General features: G+C 65.0%; 12 protein-coding genes. 10 read left to right on the top strand and 2 right to left on the bottom strand.

Features of this window, described 5'->3' with window-relative positions; genetic code table 11:
* The 3 genes from nusA to infB are packed head-to-tail and all read left to right on the top strand — an operon-like array spanning position 1 to position 5,310.
* Entirely contained in the window at positions 1 to 1,671 is a 1,671-nt protein-coding gene (nusA, locus tag HGK27_RS13765; RefSeq protein ID WP_206241269.1) for a transcription termination factor NusA, read from the top strand.
* Complete coding sequence (locus HGK27_RS13760; RefSeq protein ID WP_206241268.1) at positions 1,652 to 2,602, top strand: DUF448 domain-containing protein; 951 nt, start codon at positions 1,652 to 1,654, stop codon at positions 2,600 to 2,602. Before nusA ends, HGK27_RS13760 begins: the two co-directional genes overlap by 20 nt.
* Before the next feature lie 17 nt (positions 2,603 to 2,619).
* Entirely contained in the window at positions 2,620 to 5,310 is a 2,691-nt protein-coding gene (gene infB, locus HGK27_RS13755; RefSeq protein ID WP_206241267.1) for a translation initiation factor IF-2, read from the top strand.
* A 261-nt stretch (positions 5,311 to 5,571) separates the two neighbouring features.
* On the opposite strand, the gene HGK27_RS13750 is transcribed toward infB, so the two are convergent.
* Positions 5,572 to 5,949, bottom strand: coding sequence for an RcnB family protein (locus HGK27_RS13750; protein ID WP_206241265.1), 378 nt, complete (start codon positions 5,947 to 5,949; stop codon positions 5,572 to 5,574).
* 184 nt (positions 5,950 to 6,133) lie between these two features.
* Here HGK27_RS13750 and rbfA point away from each other — a divergent pair, with 184 nt between their 5' ends.
* The 7 genes from rbfA to HGK27_RS13715 all read left to right on the top strand — a co-directional run bounded on the left by rbfA (position 6,134) and on the right by HGK27_RS13715 (position 12,007).
* Positions 6,134 to 6,574 (top strand): 30S ribosome-binding factor RbfA, encoded by a 441-nt coding sequence (rbfA, locus tag HGK27_RS13745; protein ID WP_206241264.1) that lies wholly within the window; start codon positions 6,134 to 6,136, stop codon positions 6,572 to 6,574.
* Positions 6,574 to 7,149 (top strand): thymidine kinase, encoded by a 576-nt coding sequence (locus tag HGK27_RS13740; RefSeq protein WP_206241263.1) that lies wholly within the window; start codon positions 6,574 to 6,576, stop codon positions 7,147 to 7,149. The genes rbfA and HGK27_RS13740 overlap by 1 nt, the downstream gene beginning before the upstream one ends.
* Positions 7,146 to 7,835: a site-2 protease family protein gene (locus HGK27_RS13735; RefSeq protein WP_206241262.1), complete on the top strand. Its 690-nt coding sequence runs from the start codon at positions 7,146 to 7,148 to the stop codon at positions 7,833 to 7,835. The genes HGK27_RS13740 and HGK27_RS13735 overlap by 4 nt, the downstream gene beginning before the upstream one ends.
* Positions 7,836 to 7,837: 2 nt before the next feature.
* A complete protein-coding gene (gene truB / locus HGK27_RS13730; RefSeq protein WP_206241261.1) occupies positions 7,838 to 8,779 on the top strand; it encodes a tRNA pseudouridine(55) synthase TruB in 942 nt (313 codons plus the stop codon).
* A gap of 5 nt (positions 8,780 to 8,784) precedes the next feature.
* Positions 8,785 to 9,054 (top strand): 30S ribosomal protein S15, encoded by a 270-nt coding sequence (gene rpsO / locus HGK27_RS13725; RefSeq protein WP_068093232.1) that lies wholly within the window; start codon positions 8,785 to 8,787, stop codon positions 9,052 to 9,054.
* A 185-nt stretch (positions 9,055 to 9,239) separates the two neighbouring features.
* Positions 9,240 to 11,534, top strand: a complete 2,295-nt coding sequence (pnp, locus tag HGK27_RS13720; protein WP_206241260.1) for a polyribonucleotide nucleotidyltransferase — start codon at positions 9,240 to 9,242, stop codon at positions 11,532 to 11,534.
* Between the two features lie 236 nt (positions 11,535 to 11,770).
* Positions 11,771 to 12,007 (top strand): hypothetical protein, encoded by a 237-nt coding sequence (locus HGK27_RS13715; protein ID WP_068093237.1) that lies wholly within the window; start codon positions 11,771 to 11,773, stop codon positions 12,005 to 12,007.
* 257 nt (positions 12,008 to 12,264) lie between these two features.
* On the opposite strand, the gene HGK27_RS13710 is transcribed toward HGK27_RS13715, so the two are convergent.
* On the bottom strand, positions 12,265 to 13,407 hold the full coding sequence (locus tag HGK27_RS13710) for a GGDEF domain-containing protein (RefSeq protein WP_206241259.1): 1,143 nt from the start codon (positions 13,405 to 13,407) through the stop codon (positions 12,265 to 12,267).
* Positions 13,408 to 13,470 lie beyond the last annotated feature (63 nt).

Below are 13,470 nucleotides of genomic sequence, written 5' to 3'. Positions count from 1 at the left end.
ATGGCCAGTGCGATTTCCGCCAACCGCGCCGAACTGCTTGCGATTGCCACCGCCGTCGCCACCGAGAAGATGATCGACAAGTCGATCGTCATCGAGGCGATGGAAGAGGCGATCCAGAAGTCCGCCCGCAACCGCTATGGCGCCGAGAATGACATTCGCGCCAAGCTCGATCCGCGCACCGGCGATCTGCGTCTGTGGCGCGTCGTCGAAGTGGTCGAGGTGGTCGAGGATTACTTCAAGCAGGTCGACCTCAAGCAGGCCGAAAAGCTGCAGAAGGGCGCCGCTGTCGGCGACTTCATCGTCGATCCGCTGCCCCCGGTTGATCTGGGCCGCATCGATGCGCAGAGCGCCAAGCAGGTCATCTTCCAGAAGGTGCGCGATGCCGAGCGTGACCGCCAGTATGCCGAGTTCAAGGACCGCGCCGGCGAAGTCGTGACGGGCGTGATCAAGTCGGTCGAGTTCGGCCATGTGATCGTCAACCTCGGCCGCGCCGAGGGTGTGATCCGCCGCGACCAGCAGATCCCGCGCGAAGCCGTCCGCGTTGGCGAGCGTGTCCGCGCGCTGATCCTCAAGGTCGAGCGCCAGAACCGCGGCCCGCAGATCTTCCTCTCGCGCGCCCATCCCGAGTTCATGAAGAAGCTCTTCGCTCAGGAAGTGCCCGAAATCTACGATGCCATCATCGAGATCAAGGCCGCTGCCCGCGATCCGGGCTCGCGCGCCAAGATCGGCGTGATCAGCCGTGACAGCAGCATCGATCCGGTCGGCGCCTGCGTCGGCATGAAGGGCAGCCGCGTGCAGGCCGTCGTGCAGGAGCTGCAGGGCGAAAAGATCGACATCATCCCCTGGAGCGAGGACACCGCGACCTTCGTGGTCAACGCCCTCCAGCCCGCCACCGTCAGCCGCGTGGTGATCGATGAGGAAGAAGGCCGCATCGAGGTGGTGGTGCCTGACGATCAGCTGTCGCTGGCCATTGGCCGTCGCGGTCAGAACGTGCGTCTGGCCAGCCAGCTCACCGGTCGCCAGATCGACATCATGACCGAGGCCGAGGCGAGCGAGAAGCGCCAGAAGGAATTCGCCGAGAAGTCGAAGATGTTCGAGGAAGAACTCGACGTTGACGAGACGCTCTCGCAGCTGCTGGTGGCCGAAGGCTTCAGCGAGCTGGAAGAGGTCGCTTACATCGAGCTGACCGAACTGGCCGCGATCGAGGGCTTCGACGAGGAGCTGGCCGAGGAACTCCAGAACCGCGCGAACGAAGCGCTGGAGCGCCGCGAGGAAGCCGCCCGCGAACTGCGCCGCGAACTGGGCGTGGAAGATGCGCTGGCCGAGCTGCCGCATCTGACCGAGGCCATGCTGGTCACGCTGGGCAAGGCGGGGATCAAGACGCTCGACGATCTGGCGGATCTCGCCACCGACGAGCTGATCGCCAAGAAGCGCGGCCCCGAGCAGCGTCGCCGCAACAAGGACGGTGACCGTCCCGAGCGCAACGATCGCCGCGACCGTGGCGAGAAGTCGGAAGGTGCCGCTGGCGGCGTTCTGGGCGAATATGGCCTGAACGAAGAGCAGGGCAACGAGATCATCATGGCCGCCCGCGCCCACTGGTTCGACGATGAAGAACCGGCTGGTGAAGGCCCCGCAAGCGAGGAGGCCGCCGATGCGGACACCTCGCAATGATCGCCTGAGCGACAAGGATGAGGCAACGCAGACCGGGCGCGACAAGACGCCCGGCCGCGACACCAAATCCGGGAAGCGCCAGACGCTTCGCGACACGCAGCGCAAGGAAGCGGACGGGGCTCATGGCCCCGAACGCCGTTGCATCCTCTCGGGTGAGCATGACGCGCGCGATGGGCTGATCCGTCTGGCGATTTCGCCCGATGGGCTGGTTCTGCCCGATGTTCTGGCGCGTGCGCCGGGGCGGGGGGCATGGATCGGCGTCACCCGCAGCGAGCTTGAGACCGCCATCGCCAAGGGCCGCCTGAAGGGCGCTCTGGCGCGGGCCTTCAAGGGCGCGGCTTTGTCGATCCCGCAGGACTTGCCGGAGATGATCGAGAGCGCGCTGATCCGCGCCGTCACCGATCGTCTGGGGCTGGAGATGCGCAGCGGCAAGCTGCTCACCGGGTCTGACAGGATTGCCGAACATGCGCGTGGCGGGATGGTGACATGGCTGGCCCATGCTGCCGATGCCGCGCCCGATGGCAACCGCAAGCTGGATCAGGCCTGGCGCGTGGGACGTGAGGCTGAGGGTAGCGGTTTGACCGGCGTCACCTTACCTCTGGACCGGGCGGCCCTGTCTGTGGCATTGGGCCGCGAAAATGTCGTCCATCTGGCGCTGACGGAGTCGTCTGCGGCCAAACGGCTGGACGTGCCGCTATCGCGACTACTCCATTTCCTGAGCCGACCAGACGATGTCGGCCCGCCGGGTAACCCCGACGGCAACAAGCCGGGTTCGCCCGGCGACGGCGATCCGGGTGATCCGGATGCCGGGCCGGGTGACACCGGCCAGATCGACGAACCGGGATCGCCCGGGGCTGTTGGTCACGAAGAAGAAGGTCATGCGCCGGGTGAAACCCAGCGTTCGGCCATGACCACGACGATACAAGACTGAAGGGCTGTTTGACGATTATGAGCGACACCGACAACAAACCGACACTGGGCCGCAAGCCGCTGGGGCTGAAGCACTCGGTGGAAGCGGGCGAAGTCAAGCAGACCTTCAGCCATGGCCGCACCAACAAGGTGGTGGTTGAGGTGAAGCGCCGCAAGGTGCTGGGCGGCCGCCCCGAAGGCGCAGCCCAGCATGCCGCGCCCGAAGCTGCGGCGCCTGCCGCTGCCGCTCCGGCGCCTGCTGCTCCGGCTCCTGCCGCCGCTGCGCCCGCACCGGCGCCTGCCGCGCCGCGTCCGGCTGCGCCCGCGCCTCAGGCCCAGCGCCCGGCGCCCGCGCCTGCCCGTCCGGCTCCGCGTCCCATTCCCAGCAATGAGACCCGCCAGGAAATGCAGGCCCGTCTGCTGCGTGAGGCTGAAGAAGCCCGCATGCAGATGATGGAGGCCCAGAGCCGCCGCGAGCAGGAAGAGCGCCAGCGCGCCATCGAGGAAGAGCAGCGCGCCAAGGCCGCTGCCGAAGCCGCCCGCGCTGCCGAAGCTGCCAAGCCTGCGCCGGTTGCCGAGCCCGAGCCGGTCAAGGCTCCCGAGCCCGTCGCCTCTGCGCCCGCTCCGGTGGAAGACAAGGCTGCTCCTGCTCAGGAAGCGCCTGCCGCTGCGGCTCCTGCTGCCGAGGCTCCGGCCCGCGCTGCTGCGCCTGCCGCTGCCCCCGCGCCGCGCCGTTTCACGCCCGTCGTGTCCGCTCCGGTGCGTCGCCCCGAAGCTACGCCGGCCAAGAAGCCTGCCGCTCCCTCGCGTGACCGCAAGGGTGCCGATGAGCGTCGCGGCGGCAAGCTGACCGTGACCCGCGCTCTGAACGAGGATGAAGGCGCCCGCGCCCGCAGCCTCGCCGCGCTGAAGCGTGCGCGTGAGAAGGAGCGTCGCGCTCACTTCTCGGGCCAGAACCAGGTGCGTGAGAAGCAGGTCCGTGACGTGGTGGTGCCCGAGGCGATCACCGTGCAGGAACTGGCCAACCGTATGGCTGAAAAGGCCGCCGATCTGGTCAAGGCGCTGTTCAAGATGGGCGTGATGGTCACGCTGAACCACACCATCGATCAGGACACCGCCGAGCTGCTGGTCGAGGAATTCGGCCACAACATCCAGCGCGTGTCTGAAAATGACGTCGACATCGACGCGACTGCCGATGTGGATGCCGAGGAAACGCTCAAGCCGCGTGCTCCGGTCGTCACCATCATGGGCCACGTCGACCACGGCAAGACCTCGCTGCTCGACGCGCTGCGCGGCACCGATGTGGTGCGCGGCGAGGCCGGTGGCATCACGCAGCATATCGGCGCCTATCAGATCAAGACCAAGGGCGGTGACCTCATCACCTTCCTCGACACGCCGGGCCACGAGGCTTTCACCGACATGCGTATGCGCGGTGCGAACGTGACCGACATCGTGGTGCTGGTGGTGGCTGCCGACGACGGCATCATGCCCCAGACCATCGAGGCGATCCGCCACACCCGCGCTGCGGGCGTGCCGATGATCGTGGCGATCACCAAGGCCGACAAGCCCGAAGCCAATGCCCAGCGCATCCGTGAGCGTCTGCTTGAGCACGAAGTCGTGGTCGAGGAGATGTCGGGTGACGTGCAGGATGTGGAAGTGTCGTCGAAGACCGGCGCGGGCCTGCCCGAGCTGATCGAGAAGATCCTGCTTCAGGCCGAACTGCTCGAACTGCGCGCCAACCCCGATCGCGCCGCCGAGGCGACCGTGATCGAGGCCAAGCTCGACAAGGGCAAGGGCCCGCTGGCCACCGTGCTGATCACGCGTGGCACTCTGAAGGTCGGTGACATTCTGGTGGTGGGCACCCAGTCGGGCCGCGTCCGCGCGATGCTTGACGACAAGGGCCGCCAGCTGAAGGAAGCCCCGCCCGCTCTGCCGGTCGAGGTGCTGGGTCTGGGCGGCGTGCCCATGGCCGGTGACACGCTGACCGTGGTGGAAAGCGAAGCCCGCGCCCGCGAGGTTGCCGCCTTCCGTCAGGAGCAGGCGACCGCCAAGCGCACCACCAACACCCCCGCCAGCCTGGAGAACATGTTCTCCGCGCTGAAGGCCAAGGAAGCGGTGATCGAATATCCTGTCGTGGTGAAGGCCGACGTGCAGGGTTCGGTGGAAGCCATCGTCAATGCGCTGACCCGCCTGTCGAACGACGAGATCAAGCTGCGCGTGCTCTCCAGCGGCGTGGGCGCGATCACCGAGAGCGATGTCAATCTGGCGGCTGCCTCGAACGCGCCGATCATCGGCTTCAACGTGCGCCCCAATGCCAAGGCGCGCGAGATCGTCGATCGCTTCAAGGTCCGCACCAAGTATTTCGACGTGATCTATCACCTGACCGAGGACATTTCGAAGGAAATGGCCGGCGTCTGGGGTCCGGAGCGCATCGAAACCGTGGTGGGCCGCGCCGAGGTCAAGGATGTGTTCCCTGCGGGCAAGCACAACAAGGCCGCCGGTCTGCTGGTGGTCGAGGGCTACATCCGCAAGGGCCTGCATACCCGCCTGACGCGCAACGACGTGATCGTTTCGAAGACGGTCGTGGCCTCGCTGCGTCGCTTCAAGGACGATGTGGCCGAGGTTCGCGTGGGTCTGGAATGCGGCGTGGTGCTGGAAGGCACCAACGACGTGAAGCCCGGCGATATGCTGGAGACCTTCGAGGTCGAGATGCGCGAGCGCACGCTGTAAGATGTGTTTGGGCAATGCGCTTTCGCGCATTGCCCAAAGCGGCACCAGCCCTCTCCCCCGCCCGGTTACCCTACGGTGGTATCCTCTGGGTGGCCGGGCGGGGGAGAGGGCTGGCGCCGTAAAATCCGGCTCTTCCGCCGGATTTTCAAACAGAGCGACTCAAACAAAAAGGGCGGCCTGCGAAGGCCGCCCTTTTTGTGTTCAGGCTTCATAAGGTGCCGGGCGAATGCGGGGGGCCTCCGCCCGGCGTTTACCCTTAGATTAGAAGTTGCCCGCGATCACGCTGGCGATCACGCCGGTGGTGATGCCGACCAGCAGGGCGTCATTGCCGTTGCGGACCCAGTGATAGCCGCGCGGGGGAGGACGCAGGCGGTTGCCATAGCGGCGATAGTCGATCTCGCCATAGTTCCAGGCGTGGGCGCGGTCGAAGCGCTGGCCCTGGCGGAACTGGTGCCAGCCATTGGGCGGGCCGCCGGGGCCACCGCGATTCGGGCCGTGGTCAGGGCCGCCGCGCATGGCCGGACCATGATCGGGGCCGCCGCGGTGATCGTCGCGATGGTCGTCACGGCCGGGCTGAGCCATGGCCAGGGCCGGGGTCAGCAAGGTGGCCAGCATGATCGCGCTGATGGTCTTACGCATGGATTTATCCTTTCGGTATCCGTATTTGGTGACACAGCTATGCTTGTGTCGCACTGAGAACTATCTGAACAGGCGGGTCAGTTACAAGAAAGCATTGCAAAAAGATGTGTTCCCGGGCCAAGGCGCCTGCTTCCCGATTATCCGCCGAATTGCGAAAAAGCGCGGCGCGCCCCATATGGACACCATGGCCAAGATCACACCCACCACGCCCGAAGCCCGCTCTGTCCGCCTGCTCAAGGTGGGCGAACAGGTGCGCCACGTCATTTCCGACCTTCTGGCCCGGCAGGAGGTGCATGACGATGTGCTGACCGCGCGCACCGTTTCGGTGACCGAGGTCCGCATGAGCCCCGATCTGCGCCACGCCGCCGTCTTCGTGAAGCCGCTGCTGGGTGAGCAGGAAGAGATCGTGCTGAAGGCCTTGCGCACCAACACCGCCTTTTTCCAGAAGGCCGTGGCGGGCAAACTGAAGCTGAAATATGCCGCGCGCATCAAATTCCTGCCTGATGAGAGCTTCGATGAGGCGAGCCGGATCGAGGCGCTGCTGGCCGATCCGCGCGTGCGCCGCGATGTGGCCGCCGGTGAGGAAGAAGGCGAGGAGGGCGCTGAGGAGGGTGGGGCCGACTGATGGCCAAGCTCTATTTCTACTACGCCAGCATGAATGCCGGAAAATCGACGACACTGCTTCAGGCCGATTTCAACTATCGCGAACGCGGCATGACGACCATGCTGTGGACGGCTGCCGTTGATGACCGGGGGGGCGATCACGCGATTGAAAGCCGGATCGGCCTGCATGCTCAGGCGCATCGCTTTACGCCGCAGACGGATATGTACGCCGCCATCGCGCCCTTGCATGGCGCGGGGCCGGTCGCCTGCGTGCTGGTGGATGAGGCGCAATTCCTGACCTCCGCGCAGGTCTGGCAGCTGGCGCGTCTGGCTGACGAGGCCAATGTGCCGGTGCTGTGCTACGGCTTGCGCACCGATTTCCGGGGCGAGCTGTTCCCCGGCTCGGCGGTGCTGCTGGGCATTGCGGATTCGCTGATCGAGCTTAAGGCCGTCTGCCATTGCGGGCGCAAGGCGATCATGAACCTGCGCGTCGATGAGACGGGCAGGGCGGTGATCGACGGCGCCCAGACCGAGATCGGCGGCAATGACCGCTATGTGGCCCTTTGTCGCAAGCATTTCAGCGAGGCGCGGGCATGAGCGGCGCGCTGATCCATCAGATCGTGATGCTGGCAGTGCCGCTGATCGTGGCCATCGTCTTCCATGAGGTGGCGCATGGCTGGGCCGCGCGCGCTCTGGGTGATCCGACCGCGCGCGATGCCAAAAGGCTGAGTCTCAACCCGCTGCGCCATGTCGATCCCATCGGCACGGTGGTGCTGCCGGGGCTGCTGGCGCTGGCGCATCTGCCGGTGTTCGGTTGGGCCAAGCCGGTGCCGGTCAACAAGTGGCGGCTGCGCAATCCGCGTGTCGGCATGATGCTGGTTGCGGCGGCGGGGCCGGGGTCGAACATTGTGATGGCGTTGATCGCGGCGCTGGTGCTGGGGCCGATTGGCGCCATGCCGCTGGGACCGGACACGCGCTGGTTGGTGAATGTGGTGGAGCTGCTGGCCACCTTTATCCAGATCAATCTGTTTCTGGCGATCTTCAACCTGCTGCCGATCCCGCCGTTTGACGGTTCGCATATCGTCGAGGGATTGCTGCCTGCGAAAGCCGCAGAATTTTACGCGAAGTTTCGGCGGTTGGGCTTTGCGCTCGTTCTGGTTCTGCTGGTGCTGCTGCCTCAGGTGATCCCCAGCTTCGATCCCATCGGGAGCTTTGTCGGGCCGCCCTTCGAGTGGCTCTATGCGCATGTAATGCAGGTCGCGCATTGGACGGGGAGGTTCTGACCATGGCCCCCGACACCGCCGTCAACGGCTGGATCATCCTCGACAAGCCGCTGGAGCTGGGCAGCACGCAGGCCGTCAGCGCGGTGAAGCGCAATCTGCGGCAGGCGGGCTTCAACATGAAGCTGAAGGGCGGGATCAAGGTGGGCCATGGCGGCACGCTCGATCCTTTGGCCAGCGGCCTGCTGCCCATCGCTCTGGGCGAGGCGACCAAGCTGACCGGGCGGATGCTGGATGCCAGCAAGGTCTACAGCTTCACCGTGAAATTCGGCGCCGAAACCTCGACGCTGGATCTGGAGGGTGAGGTCATCGCCACCAGCGAGAAAATCCCCGAAGCCGCCGAGGTGGCGCAGGTGCTGCCCCTCTTCACCGGCCCCATCGAGCAGGTGCCGCCCATCTACAGCGCGCTCAAGGTCGATGGCGCGCGTGCTTATGATCTGGCGCGCAAGGGCGTGGAGGTGGAACTGGCCTCGCGCAAGGTCACGATCCATAGTCTCGATCTGGTGGATTACGAAGGTGGGGGGGGCGAGGGGAGTGCTACTTTGCGCGCCCATGTCTCCAAGGGCACCTACATCCGCAGCCTGGCGCGGGACATCGCTCTGGCGCTGGGATCGCGCGGCCATGTGACCATGCTGAGGCGCGAAAGCGCCGGGCCGTTCACCCTGAAACAGGCGATTTCGCTGGACAGATTGAACGAAATCGGCCAAGGGGCGCCGCTTGAACAGGTACTTCTGCCGCTGGAGGCGGGGCTGGTCGACATCCCGGCCCTCTCCCTCACGTCCACAGAGGCAGGGGCGATCCGTCAGGGTCGCGTTCTGATCGGACAGCCCCATCCCGACGGGCTTTTCTGTGCGTATCACGGCCCCGTGCCGGTGGCGCTGGTGGAGCTTGAAGGGGGTGCGATGAAAGTCGTGCGGGGGTTCAACCTTCCCGATGTCGCGGAGTAGAGAAAATGTCGGTTTCGCCCGAACTGAAGCAGGAAATCATTCAGGACAACGCCCGCGCCGCCAATGACACGGGTTCGCCCGAGGTGCAGGTCGCCATCCTGACGAGCCGCATCAAGACCCTGACCGAGCACTTCAAGGCCCACCACAAGGATAACCATTCGCGTCGTGGCCTGCTCATGATGGTGAACAAGCGTCGCACCCTGCTCGCCTACCTGAAGAAGAAGGATGTGGAGCGTTACAATGCTCTCATCGCCAAGCTGGGCCTGCGTAAGTAAGGTTCGATTGGAAGCGCCCCCTTCGCGGGGCGCTTTTCATATGTGAGTTTCAAAAATACGGGCATGTCCGCAATCCGGCGGGCGGCTCTGGGGCGCGGAAACAAGCCCCGCACCGGACCGGGACGGCACCCCCGGCATAGCAACCTTGCGCAGGCAATAGGGCCGCGCGGGGCGAAGGAAAAAGAATGTTCGACGTGAAAACCGTATCGCTGGAGTGGGGCGGAAAGACCCTCACCCTCGAAACCGGCCGTGTGGCCCGTCAGGCCAATGGCGCCGTGCTGGCCACCTATGGCGAGACCGTGGTGCTCTGCGCCGTGACCGCCGCCAAGAGCGTGAAGGAAGGCCAGGACTTCTTCCCGCTGACCGTTCACTATCAGGAGAAGTTCTCCGCTGCGGGCCGTATCCCCGGTGGCTTCTTCAAGCGCGAGCGCGGCGCGACGGAAAAGGAAACGCTGGTTTCCCGCCTGATCGACCGTCCGGTCCGCCCGCTGTTCCCCGAAGGTTTCTACAACGAGATCAACGTTATCGCTCAGGTTCTGAGCTATGACGGCGAGAGCGAGCCCGATATCGTCGCGATGATCGCGGCCTCGGCTGCGCTGACCATCTCGGGTCTGCCCTTCATGGGCCCGATCGGCGCTGCCCGCGTCGGTTACAAGGACGGCGAGTACCAGCTGAACCCCTCGATGGCGCAGGTTGCCGAGGGCGAGCTGGATCTGGTCGTCGCCGCCACCGGCAATGCCGTGATGATGGTGGAATCGGAAGCCAAGGAGCTTTCGGAAGAGACCATGCTGGGCGCCGTGCAGTTCGCTCATGCCGAGATCCGCAAGGTCATCAACGGCATCATCGATCTGGCCGAGAAGGCCGCCAAGGAGCCTTGGGAAGTCAAGTCGCAGGACGGCAACACCGCCCTGAAGGCCGAGATCAAGAAGCTGATCGGCAAGGACATCACCGCGGCCTACAAGCTGACCGACAAGTCGGCCCGCTCGAACGCGCTGAACGCCCTGCGTGACAAGGTGAAGGCCAAGTACGCCGAAGCCGATGGCCAGACGATCATGACCGCGATCAAGCTGACCAAGAAGCTGGAAGCCGAAATCGTGCGCGGCGCCATCCTGAAGGACGGCAAGCGCATCGACGGCCGCACCACCACGCAGATCCGCCCCATCGAATCGATGGTCGGCTTCCTGCCCCGCACCCATGGTTCGGCGCTGTTCACGCGTGGTGAAACGCAGTCGATCTGCACCACCACGCTGGGCACCAAGGACGCCGAGCAGATGATCGACGGCCTCGACGGCCTGTCGTATTCGAACTTCATGCTGCACTACAACTTCCCCCCCTATTCGGTGGGCGAAGTGGGCCGCTTCGGCGCCCCGGGTCGTCGTGAAGTCGGCCATGGCAAGCTGGCCTGGCGCGCGCTGCACCCCGTGCTGCCTTCGAAGGAAGACTTCCCCTACACGATCCGCGTTCTCTCGGACATCACCGAGTCGAACGGTTCGTCCTCGATGGCCACCGTCTGCGGCGGTTCGCTCTCGATGATGGACGCCGGCGTGCCGCTGGTTCGCCCTGTGTCGGGCATCGCCATGGGTCTGATCCTGGAAGGCGACAAGTTCACCGTGCTGTCCGACATTCTGGGTGACGAAGACCACCTGGGCGACATGGACTTCAAGGTGGCCGGTACGTCCGAAGGCATCACCACGATGCAGATGGACATCAAGGTGGCCGGTATCACCGAAGCCATCATGAAGCAGGCGCTGGATCAGGCCAAGGAAGGCCGCGCTCACATCCTGGGCGAGATGCTCAAGGCTCTGGGCGAAGCCCGCACCGAGCTGTCGGCTCATGCCCCGCGCATCGAGACCATCAGCATCGACAAGTCGAAGATCCGTGACGTGATCGGCACCGGCGGCAAGGTGATCCGCGAGATCGTCGCCCAGACCGGCGCCAAGGTCGACATCGACGATGAGGGCATCATCAAGATCTCGTCCAGCGATGTCGCGCAGATCGAGGCCGCCAAGGTCTGGATTCTGGGCATCGTGGAAGAGGCCGAAGTCGGCAAGATCTACAAGGGCAAGGTCGTCAACATCGTCGACTTCGGCGCTTTCGTGAACTTCATGGGCGGCAAGGACGGTCTCGTCCACGTCAGCGAAATGAAGAACGAGCGCGTGGAGAAGCCCACCGACGTCGTGAAGGAAGGTCAGGAGGTCTTCGTGAAGGTCCTCGAGATCGACCAGCGCGGCAAGGTGCGCCTGTCGATGCGCGTTGTCGATCAGGAGAGCGGCGCCGAGCTGGAGGACACCCGTCCTGCTCGCGAGCCCCGCGAACCGCGCGGCGACCGTCCTGATCGCGGTGACCGCCGTGGTCCGCGCAGCGACCGTGGCGATCGCGGTGGCCGTGGCGGCGACCGTGGTCCCCGTCGCGAGCCCCGTGGCGACCGCGAAGGCGGCAACCCCGATCACATGCCGGCTTTCCTGAAGTCGGACGACTGATCGGCGCCACAGCGCTGAACAGGAAGGGGCCCGCCGGTTGATCCGGCGGGCCCTTTTCTTTGCCTGTGTGATGCCGTGTTTCAGCAAGGCGCCAGGCGGTCACCCGGCTTGAAAACACGCTGCGGCGTGACGAGAATTTACGTGCTGGCGCGGCATAAAAAATCTATATAAATGCTGCCGGACGCACCGCTGTCTCACCGCCTCCGGCGCTCTGCAGAGTCACAGGAGAGAGTCACATGGGCATCAAGGATTTTCTGGAAGAAGCCGCCGGAGCCTTCGCCGCCGACAAGGCGCTTGAAGCTGTCGATCCCGATGCGGGTCTGCTGGCCAAGGGCGTTGCCGCGGTGGCCGGTTTCGAGGGTGTGAAGGCCGTAAAAGAGCATTTCGACGGCGAGCAGGCCGAAACGGATCAGTCGGCCACCGATCAGGACTGGTCCGATCAGCCCGCTCCCGACGAGTCGCAGGACAACTGACGCCAGCGGGCGCAAGCCCGTCCCCTCAAGGGTGCATCGTTCCCCTGAACATGCACCATGTCCTGCATGGGAATGCCGGCTGCCCTCCCCTGGGGCATGCCGGCATTTTCTTTGGAAATCCGGCGAAAGCCGGATTTGCGGCACCAGCCCTCTCCCCCACCCGGCCACCCATAAGATACTGCCGTTGGGTGGCCGGGTGGGGGAGAGGGCCGGTGCCGCGCCGCACATGCGCTTTCGCGCATGTGCCAAAAGGACTCTCAGGCCTTGGTGGGCTTTTCGGCAACCACCACCTTGTTGCGGCCCGATTCCTTGGCCTTGTAGAGCGCCTTGTCGGCAGCGCTCAGCGCATCGCGCGGGTCTTCCGAGGCGAAGACATCGGCGATGCCTGCCGAGAAGGTCACCTGACCGAAAGCGGCTTCGGTGGCGCGGTTGATCAGCTTGCGCTCGGCCATGCGGTGACGGGTGTCGTCGAGGATTTCCCAGGCCTCATGCAGCGACCGGCCGCGTAGCAGCACCACGAACTCCTCGCCGCCGTGGCGGGCGACATGGCAGCGGTCATCCGACATGCGGGCCAGCGTTTCGGCGACCACCTTCAGCACGCGGTCGCCCGCATCATGGCCATGGGTGTCATTGATGCGCTTGAAATGGTCGATGTCGCAGAAGGCGACGCAGAGATGCTCGCCGCGCGTCTTGGCCGAGGCATATTCGGCCTCGAAGCAGGCTTCGAAGGCGCGGCGGTTGGGCAGGCCGGTCAGATGATCGTGATCGGCGTTGCGGCGCGCCTCTTCCAGACTGCGGCGCAGGGCCTTGGTCTGCTCGGCGCTGCGGGCCATATCCTCTTCGAGGCTGCGGGTGCGCTCCAGCATGGAGCGGGCCAGATCGAGCAGTTCCTCACGCTTGAGATGCTCGTCGGGGGCCTTGTCGAGATCGTTGACGTGAGCGGCCAGCGCTTCGTTGTAATCGGTGGTGGCGCTGGAGGCTTCGGTGGTGGCTTTGCTGAAATCCTCGATGTCGTTTTCCAGGCGGCGCATCAGGCGATGCATCGCTTCATTCTGGTTGGCGCCCTTTTCCTCGGCGGCCTTCTTGAGCAGCGGCAGGGTGATCGGTTCGCGCGCCTGAAGCTGATCGTCGATGGCACGGATGACGCGGCGGTTGCCGCCCGTCAGATAGTCATGCGCGACCTGCAGCGTGAAGCTGCTGACCTCAAGATCATGCACCAGCAGGAAGTTGGTGATGTCGTCCATCAACTGCTTGCGGGCGATCTGATGCGGCGTCGTCGGCACGATCGGGGGGCTTCCGCCCTCCGAATCATGGTTAACGTCGCTGGGCCCGGCAAAGCCGAACCAGTCCAGCAAGCCCTTGGCAGGGCGGCGGGGCAGGGATGGATCTTGGACGCTCATACCGGTGAAGACGGTATTGCGCCGGCCTTTTTAAGGGCGGTTTTTTCAGATCGAAAATATGGT

This window comes from Novosphingobium terrae, assembly GCF_017163935.1.
In the GTDB taxonomy this organism is placed as follows: Bacteria; Pseudomonadota; Alphaproteobacteria; order Sphingomonadales; family Sphingomonadaceae; genus Novosphingobium; species Novosphingobium terrae.
The sequence above is the reverse complement of the archived record's forward strand: the minus strand, read 5'-3'. Positions and strand labels throughout refer to the sequence as shown.